General features: G+C 40.4%; 17 protein-coding genes and 1 pseudogene. 13 read left to right on the forward strand and 5 right to left on the reverse strand.

From position 1 onward, the window contains the following. The first annotated feature begins 1 nt into the window (after window position 1). The 7 genes from recR to trpB all read left to right on the forward strand — a co-directional run bounded on the left by recR (window position 2) and on the right by trpB (window position 6137). A complete protein-coding gene (recR, locus tag B4C48_RS05615) occupies window positions 2-598 on the forward strand; it encodes a recombination mediator RecR (protein WP_291354626.1) in 597 nt (198 codons plus the stop codon). Window positions 599-823: 225 nt separating this feature from the next. Beyond that, entirely contained in the window at window positions 824-1966 is a 1143-nt protein-coding gene (locus B4C48_RS05620) for a ribonuclease D (protein WP_291354627.1), read from the forward strand. Between the two features lie 129 nt (window positions 1967-2095). Continuing rightward, window positions 2096-2404 (forward strand): YcgL domain-containing protein, encoded by a 309-nt coding sequence (locus B4C48_RS05625; protein WP_291354644.1) that lies wholly within the window; start codon window positions 2096-2098, stop codon window positions 2402-2404. Window positions 2405-2426: 22 nt separating this feature from the next. Continuing rightward, window positions 2427-2810, forward strand: coding sequence for a hypothetical protein (locus B4C48_RS05630; RefSeq protein WP_291354628.1), 384 nt, complete (start codon window positions 2427-2429; stop codon window positions 2808-2810). 21 nt (window positions 2811-2831) lie between these two features. Then, entirely contained in the window at window positions 2832-3683 is an 852-nt protein-coding gene (locus B4C48_RS05635; protein WP_291354629.1) for an AAA family ATPase, read from the forward strand. A gap of 13 nt (window positions 3684-3696) precedes the next feature. Continuing rightward, window positions 3697-4884, forward strand: a complete 1188-nt coding sequence (locus B4C48_RS05640) for a vWA domain-containing protein (protein WP_291354630.1) — start codon at window positions 3697-3699, stop codon at window positions 4882-4884. Between the two features lie 44 nt (window positions 4885-4928). After that, on the forward strand, window positions 4929-6137 hold the full coding sequence (gene trpB, locus B4C48_RS05645) for a tryptophan synthase subunit beta (protein ID WP_291354631.1): 1209 nt from the start codon (window positions 4929-4931) through the stop codon (window positions 6135-6137). 84 nt (window positions 6138-6221) lie between these two features. Here the strand turns inward: trpB and B4C48_RS05650 are convergent, their stop codons facing one another. From B4C48_RS05650 to B4C48_RS05660, 3 genes are all read right to left on the reverse strand, one after another. Then, window positions 6222-6653, reverse strand: a complete 432-nt coding sequence (locus B4C48_RS05650) for a CBS domain-containing protein (RefSeq protein WP_291354632.1) — start codon at window positions 6651-6653, stop codon at window positions 6222-6224. A 132-nt stretch (window positions 6654-6785) separates the two neighbouring features. Continuing rightward, window positions 6786-7160 carry a DUF2750 domain-containing protein gene (locus tag B4C48_RS05655; protein ID WP_291354633.1) on the reverse strand — a complete coding sequence of 125 codons (375 nt, stop codon included), beginning with the start codon at window positions 7158-7160 and terminating at the stop codon, window positions 6786-6788. 139 nt (window positions 7161-7299) lie between these two features. Next, a complete protein-coding gene (locus tag B4C48_RS05660; RefSeq protein ID WP_291354634.1) occupies window positions 7300-7533 on the reverse strand; it encodes a hypothetical protein in 234 nt (77 codons plus the stop codon). A gap of 223 nt (window positions 7534-7756) precedes the next feature. Here B4C48_RS05660 and B4C48_RS05665 point away from each other — a divergent pair, with 223 nt between their 5' ends. Further along, window positions 7757-8116 carry a hypothetical protein gene (locus tag B4C48_RS05665; protein WP_291354635.1) on the forward strand — a complete coding sequence of 120 codons (360 nt, stop codon included), beginning with the start codon at window positions 7757-7759 and terminating at the stop codon, window positions 8114-8116. A gap of 110 nt (window positions 8117-8226) precedes the next feature. After that, on the forward strand, window positions 8227-8547 hold the full coding sequence (locus B4C48_RS05670) for a hypothetical protein (protein WP_291354636.1): 321 nt from the start codon (window positions 8227-8229) through the stop codon (window positions 8545-8547). Here B4C48_RS05670 and B4C48_RS05675 read toward each other — a convergent pair. Together B4C48_RS05675 and B4C48_RS05680 are read right to left on the reverse strand one after the other, a co-directional pair. Beyond that, on the reverse strand, window positions 8474-9997 hold the full coding sequence (locus B4C48_RS05675) for a M16 family metallopeptidase (RefSeq protein ID WP_291354637.1): 1524 nt from the start codon (window positions 9995-9997) through the stop codon (window positions 8474-8476). The two genes, B4C48_RS05670 and B4C48_RS05675, sit on opposite strands and share 74 nt — an antisense overlap. Window positions 9998-10065: 68 nt before the next feature. Next, the gene (locus tag B4C48_RS05680) at window positions 10066-11379 is read right to left on the reverse strand and encodes a M16 family metallopeptidase (RefSeq protein ID WP_291354638.1); all 1314 of its coding nucleotides are present in this window, start codon (window positions 11377-11379) and stop codon (window positions 10066-10068) included. A gap of 251 nt (window positions 11380-11630) precedes the next feature. Here B4C48_RS05680 and ftsY point away from each other — a divergent pair, with 251 nt between their 5' ends. The 4 genes and pseudogenes from ftsY to B4C48_RS05700 all read left to right on the forward strand — a co-directional run bounded on the left by ftsY (window position 11631) and on the right by B4C48_RS05700 (window position 15263). Further along, a complete protein-coding gene (gene ftsY / locus B4C48_RS05685) occupies window positions 11631-12746 on the forward strand; it encodes a signal recognition particle-docking protein FtsY (RefSeq protein ID WP_291354639.1) in 1116 nt (371 codons plus the stop codon). Between the two features lie 173 nt (window positions 12747-12919). Then, a pseudogene (locus B4C48_RS05690) lies at window positions 12920-13607 on the forward strand (nitroreductase family protein). A gap of 189 nt (window positions 13608-13796) precedes the next feature. After that, the gene (locus B4C48_RS05695) at window positions 13797-14390 is read left to right on the forward strand and encodes a nitroreductase family protein (RefSeq protein ID WP_291354640.1); all 594 of its coding nucleotides are present in this window, start codon (window positions 13797-13799) and stop codon (window positions 14388-14390) included. A 210-nt stretch (window positions 14391-14600) separates the two neighbouring features. Then, window positions 14601-15263 (forward strand): DUF2057 family protein, encoded by a 663-nt coding sequence (locus B4C48_RS05700; protein ID WP_291354641.1) that lies wholly within the window; start codon window positions 14601-14603, stop codon window positions 15261-15263. Window positions 15264-15584 lie beyond the last annotated feature (321 nt).

The following is a 15584-nucleotide window of genomic DNA, read 5'->3' on the forward strand; positions in this document are numbered from 1 at the left end:
AGTGTTTAGTGATCGATTTGATCAGCTGGTACAGGCATTACGTATTTTGCCAAGTGTTGGGCCGAAATCGGCTCAGCGCATGGCATTACACCTGATCATGAAAAATAGGGAAGGTGCTGTCGGTTTGGCACATGCCTTGAATGAAGCAGCGACTTATATTCATGAGTGTAGCGTCTGCCATTCACTGACTGAAAATGAAGTGTGCGATATCTGCCTTTCGCATGAACGTGATGATCAGTTGCTTTGTGTAGTGGAATCACCGGCAGATGTGATGGCGATTGAACAAAGTGGCAGTTTTCGTGGCAAATACCATGTATTGGGTGGGCATTTATCGCCACTCGATGGTATTGGGCCTGAAGAAATTGGTATTCCTTATCTGATTCAGCGCTTAAGTCAAGGCGGGGTTTCTGAAGTCATTCTGGCAACCAATGCGACTGTAGAAGGTCAGGCGACAGCACATTACCTGGTGGAAGCAACCAAGCATTTGCCCGTTCAGATGACCCGGATTGCGCAAGGTGTTCCTCAAGGGGGAGAACTTGAATATGTGGATAGTCACACGCTAAGCCAGGCGGTACATAATCGTATGCGTATGAAATAAGTACTTAGGTGCTTATTTTATCATTTATGGTGCAAAATAAGACTTAGGTAACATTTACTTGAACGAAATTTAAACTTATACAAAAAATATATAAAGAATGATTGTCTTTAAAAAAAAATACTTGAAAATAGTGATTATACGTCCTAATTGTAAATTTAGTTATATCTAAATTTTATATATAGGGTAATATACGTTTAAGAGAATCTGGTTTTTAGACTCGGTAATATGTTTCAGTTCATTCAGCAACAAAAAGACTTAGAAAATATTCTGCACTTGATGGGGCAAACATCCATTTATGGATTGGATACCGAATTCATCAAGGTTGATACTCTTTGGCCTAAATTGGGTGTATTTCAAATCAATGTTGCAGGTCAGGTTTTTTTACTGGATGGCGCAAGTCTGGATTTGTCAGCATTCTGGAAAAAACTGTTTCATGCTGAGCAGAATATCTTTCATGCCTGCAGCGAAGATATTGATCTCATCTATCATTATGCCCAAGAAAAAAGCCTAAGCAATGTTTTTGACACTCAGGTCGGTATGTCCTTTTTAGGGCATGGGTTACAGATGAGCTATCAAAATGCGTTAAAGCACATGCTGGATGTTGAAATTGATAAAGACCAGACCCGATCTGACTGGTTGGCGCGTCCACTCAGTCCGGAACAGCTGAGCTATGCTGCGAATGACGTACTTTATCTCATGAATCTGTCGAATAAGATTCAACATGAATTAGCTGAAAAAAATTTACTGGATTTTGCCCTGGAAGATTGCCGTCATCTGACCTATGAAATCGGTCAGGAAACTCCGCTAGAACTGCTTTATCACGATATTGGCAATTATCGTCATTCACGCCGTCAATTGATGCAATTACAGCAACTGGCGGTATGGCGTGAACAGATGGTTAAAGCGCTGAATTATCCGCGTAGTTTTATCCTAAAAAATTCAACCATGATTGATCTGGTGGAAAAAAATCCACGCAATCCTTTCCAGTTATCGAGCATTAAAGATATTCGACAGAATATTGTGCGTGAATACGGCAAAACCATTCTGGATTTACTGAAATTCCTACCTGAGCAGGCAGAATGGCCACTGCGTATGGCTCGTCCAATTCGTCATTCCTCTAAAGAAATTGGTGAAAAAGTCGATAATGTCATTCAGGCTGTGGTGCGAGAAACCCAAGTCCCTAAAGAAGTATTGATGCGTAAAAAATGGCTCAATGCACTGTACCAGCATGTGGTCTTTCATAATGATGAACAGGATTTACCGGCTTATCTTTTAGGTTGGCGCTATGAGCTGTTAACCAAGCCCTTGATTGAAGTTCTGCATGCAGACGAAAATTATCTGTCTATTCAGATGAAAGTGATGGATTAATTTTTAATCATTCTGTTTAAAGAATTAACAATTATACAAAATCACGACTGATGCGTTAATAATCACTAATGTATCGGTCTTTTTTTTGCTGTATGCTTTGTCCTGAGTTTTATGAGTACTGTTTCAACTATGCACTGTTCAATTTTTAAATCTAGCAAAAAAGATGAAATGTATCTTTACATCGCCCGCCCGGAAGCTACTGACAATGAAGCTGAAGCAGCCAATCCGCTGGAAGTTTTACCGGAAGCGATGCGCGTTGCATTTGGACGTGCAACATTTGTCATGGATTTAGAGTTAACCGAAAGCCGTAAACTGGCACGTGTAAATGTCATGCATGTGATCGACTCGATTGAAACTAAAGGTTTCTTTATTCAAGTACCTCCAGAAGGGTTAATCAATCCCAATGCAGTTGCGCCTGAAGGGCTGCGTGGTGCTTAATGGTTAATCAGGAGCTGTAACCATGAATGGTTTTTTTTCTCTACTAGATTCAATTCCTGAAGATAGCATTGCTGTTACGGTATATCTTGTAGGAAGTCTGATTATTCTCTGGGCGTGGTATGCCATTGCAAAACGCTTGCCTAAGCCGCTAGGTGGAATGACATGGCTGATCGGGTTTGCGATTTTACTCACGCCTACAGTTTCTGAAGGAAATAATGCTTCTATTGCCCCAGCTTTTTTCGGATTGTTATTTGGTATTTTAACCAAAGAAAAAGCTTTAATCTGGACAAATGCCTCTCTCATTCTTTTTGTAGTAGGTCTGGGCTTGGTCATTGGTGCTTTATGGTCAAAATATATGGCCAACAAAGCAAAATTTGTCGCAAACAAAAATAGTTCACCGCTTTAAGTAAAACAATAAGGTTAGATCATGTCTGTCGATACTCAACAATTTTCCGGTACAGATCAGTACATTGCGACTGATAGTTTAAAACTTGCTGTTAAAGCTGCACGTAGTCTGCAAAAGCCACTTTTGGTTAAAGGCGAGCCGGGTACAGGCAAAACGCTACTTGCTGAACAGGTCGCAGAAAGCTTGGGGCTTAAGCTGCTCACCTGGCACATCAAGTCGACCACCAAAGCGCAGCAAGGCTTGTATGAATACGATGCGGTATCGCGTTTGCGTGATAGCCAGTTAGGCGACGATCGTGTTTATGACATTAAAAACTACATCAAACCTGGAAAATTGTGGGAAGCCTTTACCAGTGAAGAACGCTGCGTATTGTTGATTGATGAAATTGACAAGGCAGACATCGAGTTTCCGAATGACTTATTGCATGAACTGGACAAAATGTCGTTCTTTGTTTATGAAACAGGGGAAACCATCACCGCGACGCAACGTCCAATCGTGATTATTACTTCAAATAATGAGAAAGAATTACCGGATGCATTCTTGCGTCGCTGTTTCTTCCATTATATTGAATTCCCTGATGAAACGACCATGCGCGAAATTATTGATGTACATTTCCCGCAGGTGTCTACAGCTTTGGTCAATGAAGCATTACAAGTATTCTTCAAGCTTCGCCAGATTCCGGGCTTAAAGAAACCACCATCAACCTCTGAACTGATTGACTGGTTAAGCTTGCTGATGGCCGATGACATGCCGGAAGATATCTTGCGTAATCATGATAAATCTAAAGCGATTCCACCATTATACGGTGCGCTGATCAAAAACGAACAAGATGTACAGTTGCTTGAACGTTTAGCCTTTATGTCACGTCGCTAAGGGAGAAACACGCATGTTTGTGCGATTGTTTTATACCTTACGCAAATACGGTGTTCCGGTTTCAACACGTGAACTGATTGATCTGAATGAGGCAGTGGCTTCGGGCCTGGTTTTTGCCAATCAGAATGAGTTCTATCAGCTGACTAAAACGGTTATGGTTAAAGATGAGCGCTTCTTTGACAAGTTTGACCGTGCCATGAAAGATTATTTTGATGGCATCTCGACTTTTGATCTGGATGATTTGCTCAATCAAGTGCATAAACTGCCGAAAGACTGGTTTGACCTGGAACTGCTGGAAAAGCATCTCACCCCTGAGCAGCGCGAAGAGCTGAAAAAAGCCGGTTCACTTGAAGAACTGATGAAGATGCTGGAAGAGCGCCTTCGTGAACAGCACAAGAAGCATCAGGGCGGAAACAAGATGATCGGTACTGGTGGCACATCGCCATTCGGTGCCTACGGTGATCATCCTGAAGGCGTGCGGATTGGCGGACCGGGACGTAAACGCTCAGCCGTTAAAGTCTGGGAACAGCGTAAATACCAAAACCTCGATGACGAACAGATTTTAGGTACACGTCAAATGCAAATGGCACTCCGCCGTTTGCGTAAATTTGCCCGTCAAGGCGCGGCTGAAGAACTGGATATTAACGGTACTATTCGTGAAACGGCGAAGCAGGGCATACTGGACGTACAACTGGTACCAGAACGTCGCAACCGCATCAAAGTTTTAATGCTATTTGATGTTGGTGGATCGATGGATTCACACATCGCGCAATGTGAAAAACTATTCAGTGCGGCCAAAACCGAATTTAAAACCTTAGAGTATTTTTATTTCCATAATTGTCTCTATGATTATGTCTGGAAGGACAATATCCGCCGTTCTAATACGCGGATGAACACCTGGGATCTTTTCAATACCTATGGACGCGACTATCGGGTAATTGTCGTTGGGGATGCCAGTATGGCACCTTATGAGTTGAGTTCTGTAGGTGGTTCGGTGGAATACATGAATGATGAAGCTGGCCATGTCTGGTTGCAGCGCCTGCGTCAACATTTTGAAAAAACCGCCTGGCTGAATCCCGAAGAAGACCGTTATTGGCATTACACCCATACCATCGGTCAGATCAAGCAAATCTTTGAAGATCATATGTATCCGATGACCTTAAAAGGTGTGGAAGACATGACAAAATATTTGGCGCGCTAAACGCATTGAAATTAAATGTGTTCTTTTAAATGAAGGAATTGAAAATGGATCATCAAATTAATGGCATCCCATTACCCAATGAAGAAGGTTTCTTTGGACAATACGGTGGTCAGTTTATTCCACCTCATTTAAAAGAAGCGATGGACGAAATTAATGTGGCGTATGAGCAAATTCGCCATACTGCAGAATTTCAAAATGAATTGGCAGATTTATTTGCCAATTATGTCGGCCGTCCAAGTCCATTGTTTCATGCCAAGCGTTTGTCGGATCAATTGGGTGGAGCGCAAATTTACCTGAAACGTGAAGATTTAAACCACACGGGTGCGCATAAAATTAACCATTGCCTGGGTGAAGCTTTACTTGCCAAATATATGGGCAAAAAGAAAGTCATCGCGGAAACAGGAGCGGGTCAGCATGGTGTGGCTTTGGCTACGGCCTGTGCTTTGGTAGGCATTCCTTGTGAAATTCATATGGGTCAAGTGGATATTGAAAAAGAACATCCTAACGTCGTGAAAATGAAAATTTTGGGTGCCAACCTGATTTCTGTAACACGTGGTACTGCTACTTTAAAAGATGCAGTAGACAGTGCGTTTGAAGAATATTTAAAAGATCCGAAAAATTACATCTATGCGATTGGTTCGGTGGTTGGTCCACATCCATTTCCAAAAATGGTGCGTGACTTTCAGGCTATTATCGGCGATGAAATCAAAGTTCAGACCAATGATCGTTTTGGCTCGAATCCAGATTATATCGTAGCCTGTGTCGGTGGTGGTTCCAATGCCATGGGTGCTTTCACTGCATTTTTAAATGAATCCGATGTGAAACTGGTCGGTGTAGAGCCTGCAGGCCATGGTCTGGATACTGCTATGCATTCGGCAACATTGACTTTGGGTAAACCGAGTCAACTGCATGGTATGGCTTGCTACGTGCTTGAAGACGAGCAAGGTGAACCTTTACCAGTACACTCAATTGCTTCTGGTCTGGATTATCCGGGCGTAGGTCCACAGCATAGCTTGCTTAAAGACTTGGGCCGTGTGGAATATACCACATCCACAGACCAGGAATGCCTGGATGCCTTTATGACATTGTCACGTGTAGAAGGAATTGTGCCTGCACTAGAAAGCTCTCACGCGGTGGCATGGGCAATCCGTGAAGCACCAAAAATGGCGAAAGATGTGAAAATTGTGGTTAATGTTTCAGGTCGTGGTGATAAAGATTCGGACTATGTGGCTGAAAAATTAGGCTTGAACTAATTATAAAGTCTCCCTTTATTAAAGGGAGAATTAATAGATTAAAAAACCTCTCAAAATGAGAGGTTTTTTGTGTGCTTTAAAAGCTTAACTGGCAATATATTGCTGCAATTGATCAATGAGTTTTCGTTGATCCTCCATAACAGCTTTGACCAGGTCTCCGATCGAGATTAAGCCTACCAGTTTCTCATTTTCAACTACAGGAAGATGACGTAAATGGCGATCAGTCATTAAGCCCAAACAGTCTTCAACACTGGTGGATTTCGTCACGGTCAGTACTTTGGCAGTCATGATTTCACTGACTGTGGTTTCCTTCGAGGTTCGTTCCATCAGTGTCACTTTACGGGTGTAATCACGTTCGGAAAAGATACCTACAACTTTATCATGCTGCGTGACCACCAGTGCACCAATGCCTTTATCTGCCATAAGTGAAATGGCTTCAAGTACTGTCGATTCTGGGTCAATCGTAAAAATGGTTTTATCTATTTTATCCTGAATAACTTGTGCAACATTGGTCATTTATTATCATCCTTCTTGTTCTTTATTTGACATTAAACTTAGCGCGAAATAAGAAAAATGCCAATACTTTTCAGGTCATAAATAAAATTTTACATTTCTTGATATTTCATTTTTAAGTCTTTGCACAAATATTTAAGCAGATTGTAAAGATTCAGCAAAAAAGAAATGACGCATCTGTTGCGTGGTTAATTTAAATTTTTGACTAGATGAATTACAAAGTGCAGGGGTTACACTTAAACGGGTTAATGTTGGTAGTAAGGCTTCCTGAAAATCTGCCGGGGTAATTTTACGTGGTGTATAATTTGGCCAATGGCATTCGGCATATTTTTGGGCCTGCATACCGTTTAGCCAGAATGGAAAAATATAATCTTCATGGTCAGACATCATGGCCCAACCTTGCTGATGATATAAGCCCCACAGTACACCACAATACATCATAGATTTTAAAACCGTGATCTTAAAAAATAAGTCTTTAGGAATAGGTTGTAATGAATTAATGCGTCTCATACCAGAATACGTGTAGTGGATTCAGCGCTTATTGTAAGGAATCAAGATGAAAGTTCTGTTTAAGCTTTGAGAAACAATGTAAATATTTATGTAATTAAAAACAGAAGGCATTAAAAAACGCCACCTGGGTGACGTTTGATTAAGCTTGCATGGTGGCCAGCTTCTGCCAGTATTGGGCTTTTAGCGAGTCGCGTTCTACTCGGAACCCTTGATAGTAAAGTTCTGCTAAAAATAAAGCTGCTTTACCATGTCCGGCGCGAGCCACTTCTTCCAATTTTTGAACTGCATCGGCAAAATTCATTTGAGACTGAATAGTATTGACTGCATCTGCGTATACATGTTCTAAGTCTTGCTGAGAGAGTTGTTGAATCATATTAAACTCCTTATTGTAATTATGATTGCGAATTAAGACTATTAAGTTTGTCTTGATACTAATTTAACTAAGTATTGTTAAAGTAATATTACATTGAACCTAAATTGTCAAACAATATCTATGGGCAGAATGGTTAAAATCAAGGTTACATGATTAAACAATGTACAAAATATTTTTTGCTTAGTATGTTAATAGGGTAATTTTAAAATAAAAGGAGAATAACATGACAAAAACATTAGATGGTTTTACGTTTGATTTGCCTCCAACTACAGATCAAATCATTGAGCTCGCGCATCAGCATCGTAGAAATTTAGATGAAGCTGTTTTTCATCAGGAAATTCACTTGGGTAATTATTGTTTGGCACAGCGTAAAAGAGTATACGATTTTACTCGTCAGCTCGATTATCAGCAACGTGAAGACTTTTATAATATCTATAATGGTGAGTTACTGCGCATAGCGGATGATGATGAACTGCATCCTGTACATGCTGAAAGAGGTGTTGGGGTCTTCGCAATTTTATTGGTATTAGGGATGATTGCATTGGTGCTGTACTTTTCAGTGATCCGAAATGTCATTGGCTAATCGCTGATTTAAGAATTGCTCAATTTCTGTTGCAACTGCGGTGAAATTGAGCAAATCTGCTTGTGCTTCTTTATGCTGCATCCTACACTACCTTGAATTCGAGGTAGGTTATGCATATTGCTTTACAAAAAATTGTTCAATTAAAATCTAAAATAAAGCTTGAAGACATTTATAACGGATTCATCGTTACAATCATTGCCATTATCTTGATTCTTGCTTTTACTGCATTACATCGGCCTATTACAGTTAAACAGTTTGAAAATGTAGTGCAACTTTCCGCCCAAGCCAATTATCCAGATACTCAGGAAATGGCTCTACAGCTGATGCAACAACATCAGATTCCTTATGCCCAGTATTTTAAATTGATGCAGGCTCATCATCTGGAGATGAGGCAGGCGCATCAATTACCTCCTTTGCAACCGGAGCAATAACTGTTTTCGGAGTTTGCTCGATTGAAGGTGTACTTGGAGGATTTTGCGGATTTAAATCTTTTTTCAGTAGCGCTTCTAACGCAGGCTTATCTAAGGTGTTATTCACCACGATGATGGTGAGCTGTTCAGGATGCAGATGTTTCTGAATGGCATTTTGAACATCTTGTGCAGTAATTTTTTCTAATAATTTTGGATAATTACTCAGATAGTCAGAGGGCTGGTGATAAAAACCTATTGAGCCTAACTGTGCATTGATATTGGCATTACTTCTATAATTATTTGGAAAGGCGCGTAACATACCGGCTTTGGTTTCCTCCAGCTGTTTCTGGTCAATTGGTTGTTTGATAAAATTGACCAAAGCCTGATGAGCGACCTGTATGCTGTCGAACAGTTGATCCTGCCGGGTGGAATAACTCAAACTAAAAGTTCCCGGGGCCAAGCTAAATGAAAATGAACTATAAGCGCCGTAGGTATAACCCCGTTTCACCCGAAGCTCTTTCATCAAGATCGAATTAAAACCACTCCCGCCAAACATCTGGTTGGCCACTTCCAGCGCCAGTCGATCCGGATCAAAGCGTGTCGTACCTAATTGCCCTATCATGACATGAGCTTGACTGGAATTAAACTTGATGTGGCGGATATCAAATGTTGATTTGTCGACTGGTTGAGCCAGCGCTTTGGCTTTCTCTCCCTGTTTTAAGTTACCCGCAATACGTTCAGAAAGTTGTTGTGCCTGTTTTGGAGTGAGCTGACCGGTAATGGCAATATTCATATTTTGTGCCACTAAAAATTGGTTACTAAATTGCTTGAGCTGTTCTGGGGTAATTTTACTGATGCTGCGCTGTGTGCCTGGAATGGGTTCTGCATACGGGTGTTTACCATACAAAGCGCGATAAAACTGAACACCCATCATCCTGCTCGGACTTTCCTGGATCTGCTTTTGTCCAACTTGAGTATTGCTTAGTACCAAATTAATGCTGGATTTTTTAAAGTTAGAATGATTTAACACTTCCAGCAGCATGCCTAAAGCAGGTTCAAGTTTTTCAGGATCGGATAACACGCGTAATTTAACAATGAACATATCCCGATATGCCTGCGCGCTAAATTGAGCTCCTACACGTTCAAATGCGCTGGCAATTTCATTGGCGGTATATTTTTCTGTGCCTTCATCAATCAGTTTTGCCGCCATATTGGCTAAGCCATGCAAGCCGGAAGCGATTTCTTCATCACGTGCCGAACCTGCATTAAATGTCAGCTGAATATCCACCATCGGCAGGTCTTTTGATTCTACAAATAGTGAACGGACTTGATATTTGTTTTTCAGGTCATGCACATAAGGCGCATGAAATTGATTTTGTGAGTCGGTAATTTTTAAACTTTGTAAAACAGCAATGGATTTAAGCTGGGTCGGGTTGTCATTGGTAAGGGTATTTAAATTGACCTCAGCCATTGCTGTTTGAGCCCAGATGATGGAGCCGAAAATAACAAGGGAATACAGCTTGAACATGGCAAATTTCACTATTGGGTTTTATTTTCAGGAGAAAGATATAAGGTGCTCAGATTGTCACGGCTAAAATAAACATTTGCCACGCGTTGAATATCTTGAGGGGTGACAGTTTCAAAATGTCTCGGTAATTCATCCATCAGGCGAAAACTTAAACCGTTGATTTCCAGATTGCCGATCATCCGGGCCTGTCCGGCAATGTCATCTTGGCTATAAACCAAATTGGAGACATATTTAGCCGTTACCCGCTCGACCTCCTCAGGTTTAATTAACTCGTTCTTGAGCAATTCAATTTCAGCTTGTATGGCTTTTTCAGCCTCTGGCAAGCTCACCCCATCGGTGGGTAAGGCAGAAATGCTGAGTAAGCTGTCTCCACGGCTATAAGGATCATAAGACACGCTGACTGCGGTCAATATTTTTTTGTCTCGAACTAAGCGATCTTGCAGTCGTGAAGAAATTCCACTGTCCAATACGTTTTTGATAATAGTTAAGGCATAAGCGTCTTGCGGATTTTTTGCTGTGACCAGCGAGCGAACATTCCAGGCCATAAACAGATTCGGCACTTTAACCGGAAAATTTAGCTCCATATGACGGTAACCGATATGGTCGAACTCTAAGACATCATTGCGTACCGGGGTTTTTCTGGCAGGAATATCTGCAAAATATTTCTGTACTTGCAATAAAGTGCTTTCAGAATCCACATCACCGACAATGATCAGGATGGCATTATTCGGGCTATACCAGTCGCGATACCATTTTTTGACATCTTCAAGCTGAATGTTTTGCAGGTTTTTCATATGGCCAATCACCGGTTGCCGATAGTGACTGGTCGGATAAGTGATCCATTTAAACCGTTCAAAAGCCAGTGTTGTAGGATTATCGTCAGTACGTAAACGCCGTTCTTCCATAATGACTTTAATTTCCGGGTCAAAATCTTGCTGGCGTAATAGCAGGTTGCTCATTCGGTCTGCTTCAAGCTCTAAAGCCATCGGTAAATAGGTTTTAGGATAAAGCTGGTAATAATTGGTGTAATTGGTAAAAGTTGCCGCATTGATGCTTCCACCATAGGTGCGACTTAAACGGGTAAACTCATCATTGGGAACTTTTTGCGTGCCTTTAAACATCATATGTTCCAGGACATGAGAGATTCCTAATACATTTCCAGATTCATCACTGCTGCCCACCCGGTACCAGATTTGCGTCATCACCATAGGGGAGCGATGATCTTCCCGAATAATGACTTTTAAACCGTTTTTGAGTGTAGTTTCAAAGGTGGTACGTGCCAATTCACTGCGTGTCTCTGCATATGCCAATCCACTTTGAAGCATCAATAAAGCCAGACTGAACTTTAAAAGATGACTTTTAAAAATAGACGGCTTTAAAAAAAGTGGGTAGTTGCGTTTGAGCACAAGATTTACCCCATTAATAAATTATATTTATGATCATTTTTCAGAAACTGCTGTTTGAAAGCAAAGGTTAAGTTGTTGGTTTTTGTTGTGTTCAATGTCTACCGAGAAATGCCTGACAAAACTATGCTAGAATTCTTGTTTTTTAACGCAATGCTTTTCAAGGATTCGGCATGCAACAGCAATCTAATGGGCAAAATAAATTTTTGATTGATGCTGATATCGGGGATGACGATGTCACTTTACCGAATTTACCTGCGGTAAATATCCCTATTGTTGAAACTCAAAATGAGCAAGCTTCCGTTTCTGCGCCTGTAGCCACAGAAACAGAGCAAAATGAAACAGAGCAAGACGATACGCCTAAAGGTGGCTTTTTTAGCCGTATGAAAGAAGGGTTAACGAAAACCCGTAAAAACCTTGCCGATGGTATGGTCAATATTCTCATTGGTGGTAAAGAAATCGATGACGAATTGCTGGAAGAAGTAGAAGAGCAATTATTGGTGGCAGATATTGGTGTAGATGCAACCAAAACCATTATTGCCAATTTAACCGAACGTACTGCACGTGGTGACTTAATCTATTCACATTCCTTGTATAAGGCTTTACAAGAAGAATTGGTGGCATTGCTTGCACCACGCGTTAAGCCTTTACATATCGATCCAAATAAAACCCCATTTGTAATTTTAGTGGTGGGTGTTAACGGTGTGGGTAAAACCACCACGATTGGTAAATTGGCAAAACGCTTACAAGGCGAAGGTAAAAAAGTTATGTTGGCTGCGGGCGATACTTTCCGTGCGGCAGCAACAGAACAATTACAAATTTGGGGCGAACGCAACAATATTTCTGTGGTTGCCCAGGGTCATGGGGCAGACAGCGCTTCAGTGATTTTTGATGCCTTCGAAAGCGCACGTGCTAAAGGTGTGGATGTGCTGATTGCTGATACAGCCGGTCGTTTGCATAACAAAGGTCACTTAATGCAAGAATTGACCAAAGTAAAACGCGTGATGCAAAAAATTGATGCCACAGCACCGCATGAAATCATGCTAGTTGTCGATGCCGGTACTGGTCAAAATGCGATTAATCAAGTTGAAATGTTTGATGAAGCCGTTGGCTTGACAGGCTTAACCATTACCAAGCTTGATGGCACGGCTAAAGGTGGTGTGCTATTTAATATTGCCAGTCGTACCCATGTACCTATTCGCTTTATTGGTGTGGGTGAGAAAATTGATGATTTACGTCCATTCTCGGCAAAATCATTTGTTGCTGCATTGTTTGAAACTGAAAAGTAAAATGCATGACATTTCACACAAACTCCGCTAAATGCGGAGTTTGTTGTTTTAGTGATAATTGTTTGATTTAAAAAACAACATTCAAAGATCTCAGATCCAAAGCACAGACTTATAAACCGCTAGAATATTAGAAAATCTTAAAAGCTTTAGCATTCTTATTGGGGAGTACTGTTGTGGCATTATTACAGAGAATTGGTCATGTCCTTACGGCAGATATCACGAAAGAATTTAAATTTAAAAAAAAGAGCTGCTGAAGAGGTAAATGAACTGACTTTTGTCGATCAATTAAAAAAACGTCGCAGTATTTATGTTTTAGGAAGAAAGGTCCATTTCAGTCAGGCCTATTTGGCGGAATTGATTCAAGAAGCCGTGCGAAGCTGTCCATCTGTATTAAATTCTCAAAGTTCAAGAATTGTGGTGTTATTTGGTGATTCCCATGAGCAATTTTGGCAAATAGTCAAAGAGGTGCAACGTAAATTAGCCGCGGCACATGTATTTGATGGTACAGCAATGAAAATAGATCAATGCATGGCAGGATATGGAACGGTGCTCTTCTATGAAGATCAGAGCACAATTCAAAAACTGCAAAAGAAAATTCCTTTTAATGCGCAAGATTTTACAATCTGGTCGGAACAGACATCGGGTATGGCACAATATGCAGTATGGACGGCCTTGGCTGATTCAGGCATCGGTGCTTGTCTGCAGCATTATAATCCCAGTATAGATGCTGCAGTTTCACAACATTTTCATATTGATGAATCCTGGTTGCTGCGAGCACAACTGGTTTTTGGTTCCATTGAACAAGAAGCAGACTTAAAACCGGTTTCTCAGGATACTGAACGATTTAGAATTTTGAGTTAATTTTATTGCTGTAGTAATTAAGCACCCTTATTGGGTGTTTTTTTATTTTAAATCAAAAAGCATGTTGCTATAAAATTGTTCTATAAATAAAAACACAATGTCACTTTTATAATGAGTGAGTGCTCCTAAAATAAACATAAGATCAATTTGTTCTCATTATGCTGATTACAATTCAAAGAAGGTGAGCTCATGTCATTTTTAGCACATATGAAACAACGCCGTACTATCTATGCAATTGGTAAAAATGTTCCTCTCACAGCAGATCAAATAGAAGATATTATTAAAGATGCTGTACGTAACAGTCCCTCAGCTTTCAACTCACAAACTTCACGTGTGGTCACTCTTTATGGGGCATCGCATGAGAAGTTCTGGAATATCGTGCGTGAAACATTGCGTAAAGTCGTCCCAGAAGATGCGTTTGAAAAGACCAATGCAAAAATTGACAGTTTTGCAGCAGGTTATGGCACGGTATTATTTTTTGAAGACCAAGAAACGGTAAAGTCGTTACAAAAGCAATTTGCTTTATATGCAGAGCATTTTCCGGCGTGGTCAGAACATTCTACTGGTATTGCTCAGTTTGCTGTATGGTCATCATTGGCAGAACATCATATCGGGGCCTCATTGCAGCATTACAATCCGGTGATTGATGCTGAAGTGGCCGCTACTTTTGATATACCCGAAAGCTGGAAATTACGTGCCGAATTGGTATTTGGATCGATTGAAGCACCGGCAGGAGAAAAAACCTTCCTAGATGATAGTATTCGCTTTAAAAGATTTGACTGATCAGTGTTTTACTTAAGTAAAGTTAAGAGAGTGCTGAAACGGCACTCTTTTTATTGTTAAAGTAATGATAGATAAATCAATTAAGCTGCAAAGCTTATCTCAACAAAGTATTGAAAACACAGCTGTATTAAAAATGGCTTTGTCATAAAATTGACATTTATTCATTGCATATTGCAATTAAATTTTAACAATCAAAGAAATGATAGTGAAATGAGCTTAAAATTAACTTTTGCTGCGGTTGCATTGATGGTAAGTGGTACGGCATTTTCAGCAGTCACTATTTCAGCACCAGAAGAAATCAAAATTTTAGCGGTGAATGATCAGGAAGTGAATACGGGTTTATTTCGCGCCAAGAACAATCAATATAAAGTCGATGCAGCTATTCGTAATATTAGCGTGCGTTACAGTCAGTATTTTGAGCACTTAAATGGTGAACACGATATTGTGAAGTCAGCGGTGGTGACTATTCCCACACCTGTTTTGCAAGATGGTGGAGAATATCGACTGGGCTTGGTCAATGCACCAGCGAATTTTGAAGCTGCCAAGAAATATGCCGAACAGCCTATAGTGGCATTGTTTGATAAAAATAATGTCATGCTGGTTCAACAGACAGGCGCAAATACAGAACAAAAACCTTGGTTGGCACAAAATATATTTTCAAGAACTACAGATTTAACTCAAAAGAAAACAACGTTGGAAAACCAGCCAGCACCTGTCTATACACAAGCGGCATTGCATAAGGTAGCAGGAGTTACTTCTATAGAGCCAGCTTCAGTAGCCACTGGTGATCAACAACTGATTCAATTATGGCAAAAATCAAATAAAGTTGAACGGCAGAAGTTTATGTCATGGCTAGCAGAACACGCCAATTAATTTAAGTAAAACCAGCATAAAGCTGGTTTTATTGTTTTAAGGGAAAATAACTAAAATTAAAATGGTAAAGATGATCTAAAAAATGAATGTTTCGTTGTGTAAAAAACCCTCAAAATTGTCTTAAAACATGCTAAAAATAGCCTCCTGGGTTAAAAAACAAACACTCAAAAGTAAAATTATAGAAAATTCTATAATTGGGGTTGCTTTGGTTTAAAAACTCTATAGAATACGCTGCATCCCGACGAGCTCGACGGACAAGAACGAAGGACGAAGTGCTGAGTTGTTAGGTTTATCGAAGTCCAGCTTCTAATACTGACGAGG

It is taken from the genome of Acinetobacter sp. UBA3106, assembly GCA_002365595.1.
In the GTDB taxonomy this organism is placed as follows: domain Bacteria; phylum Pseudomonadota; class Gammaproteobacteria; order Pseudomonadales; family Moraxellaceae; genus Acinetobacter.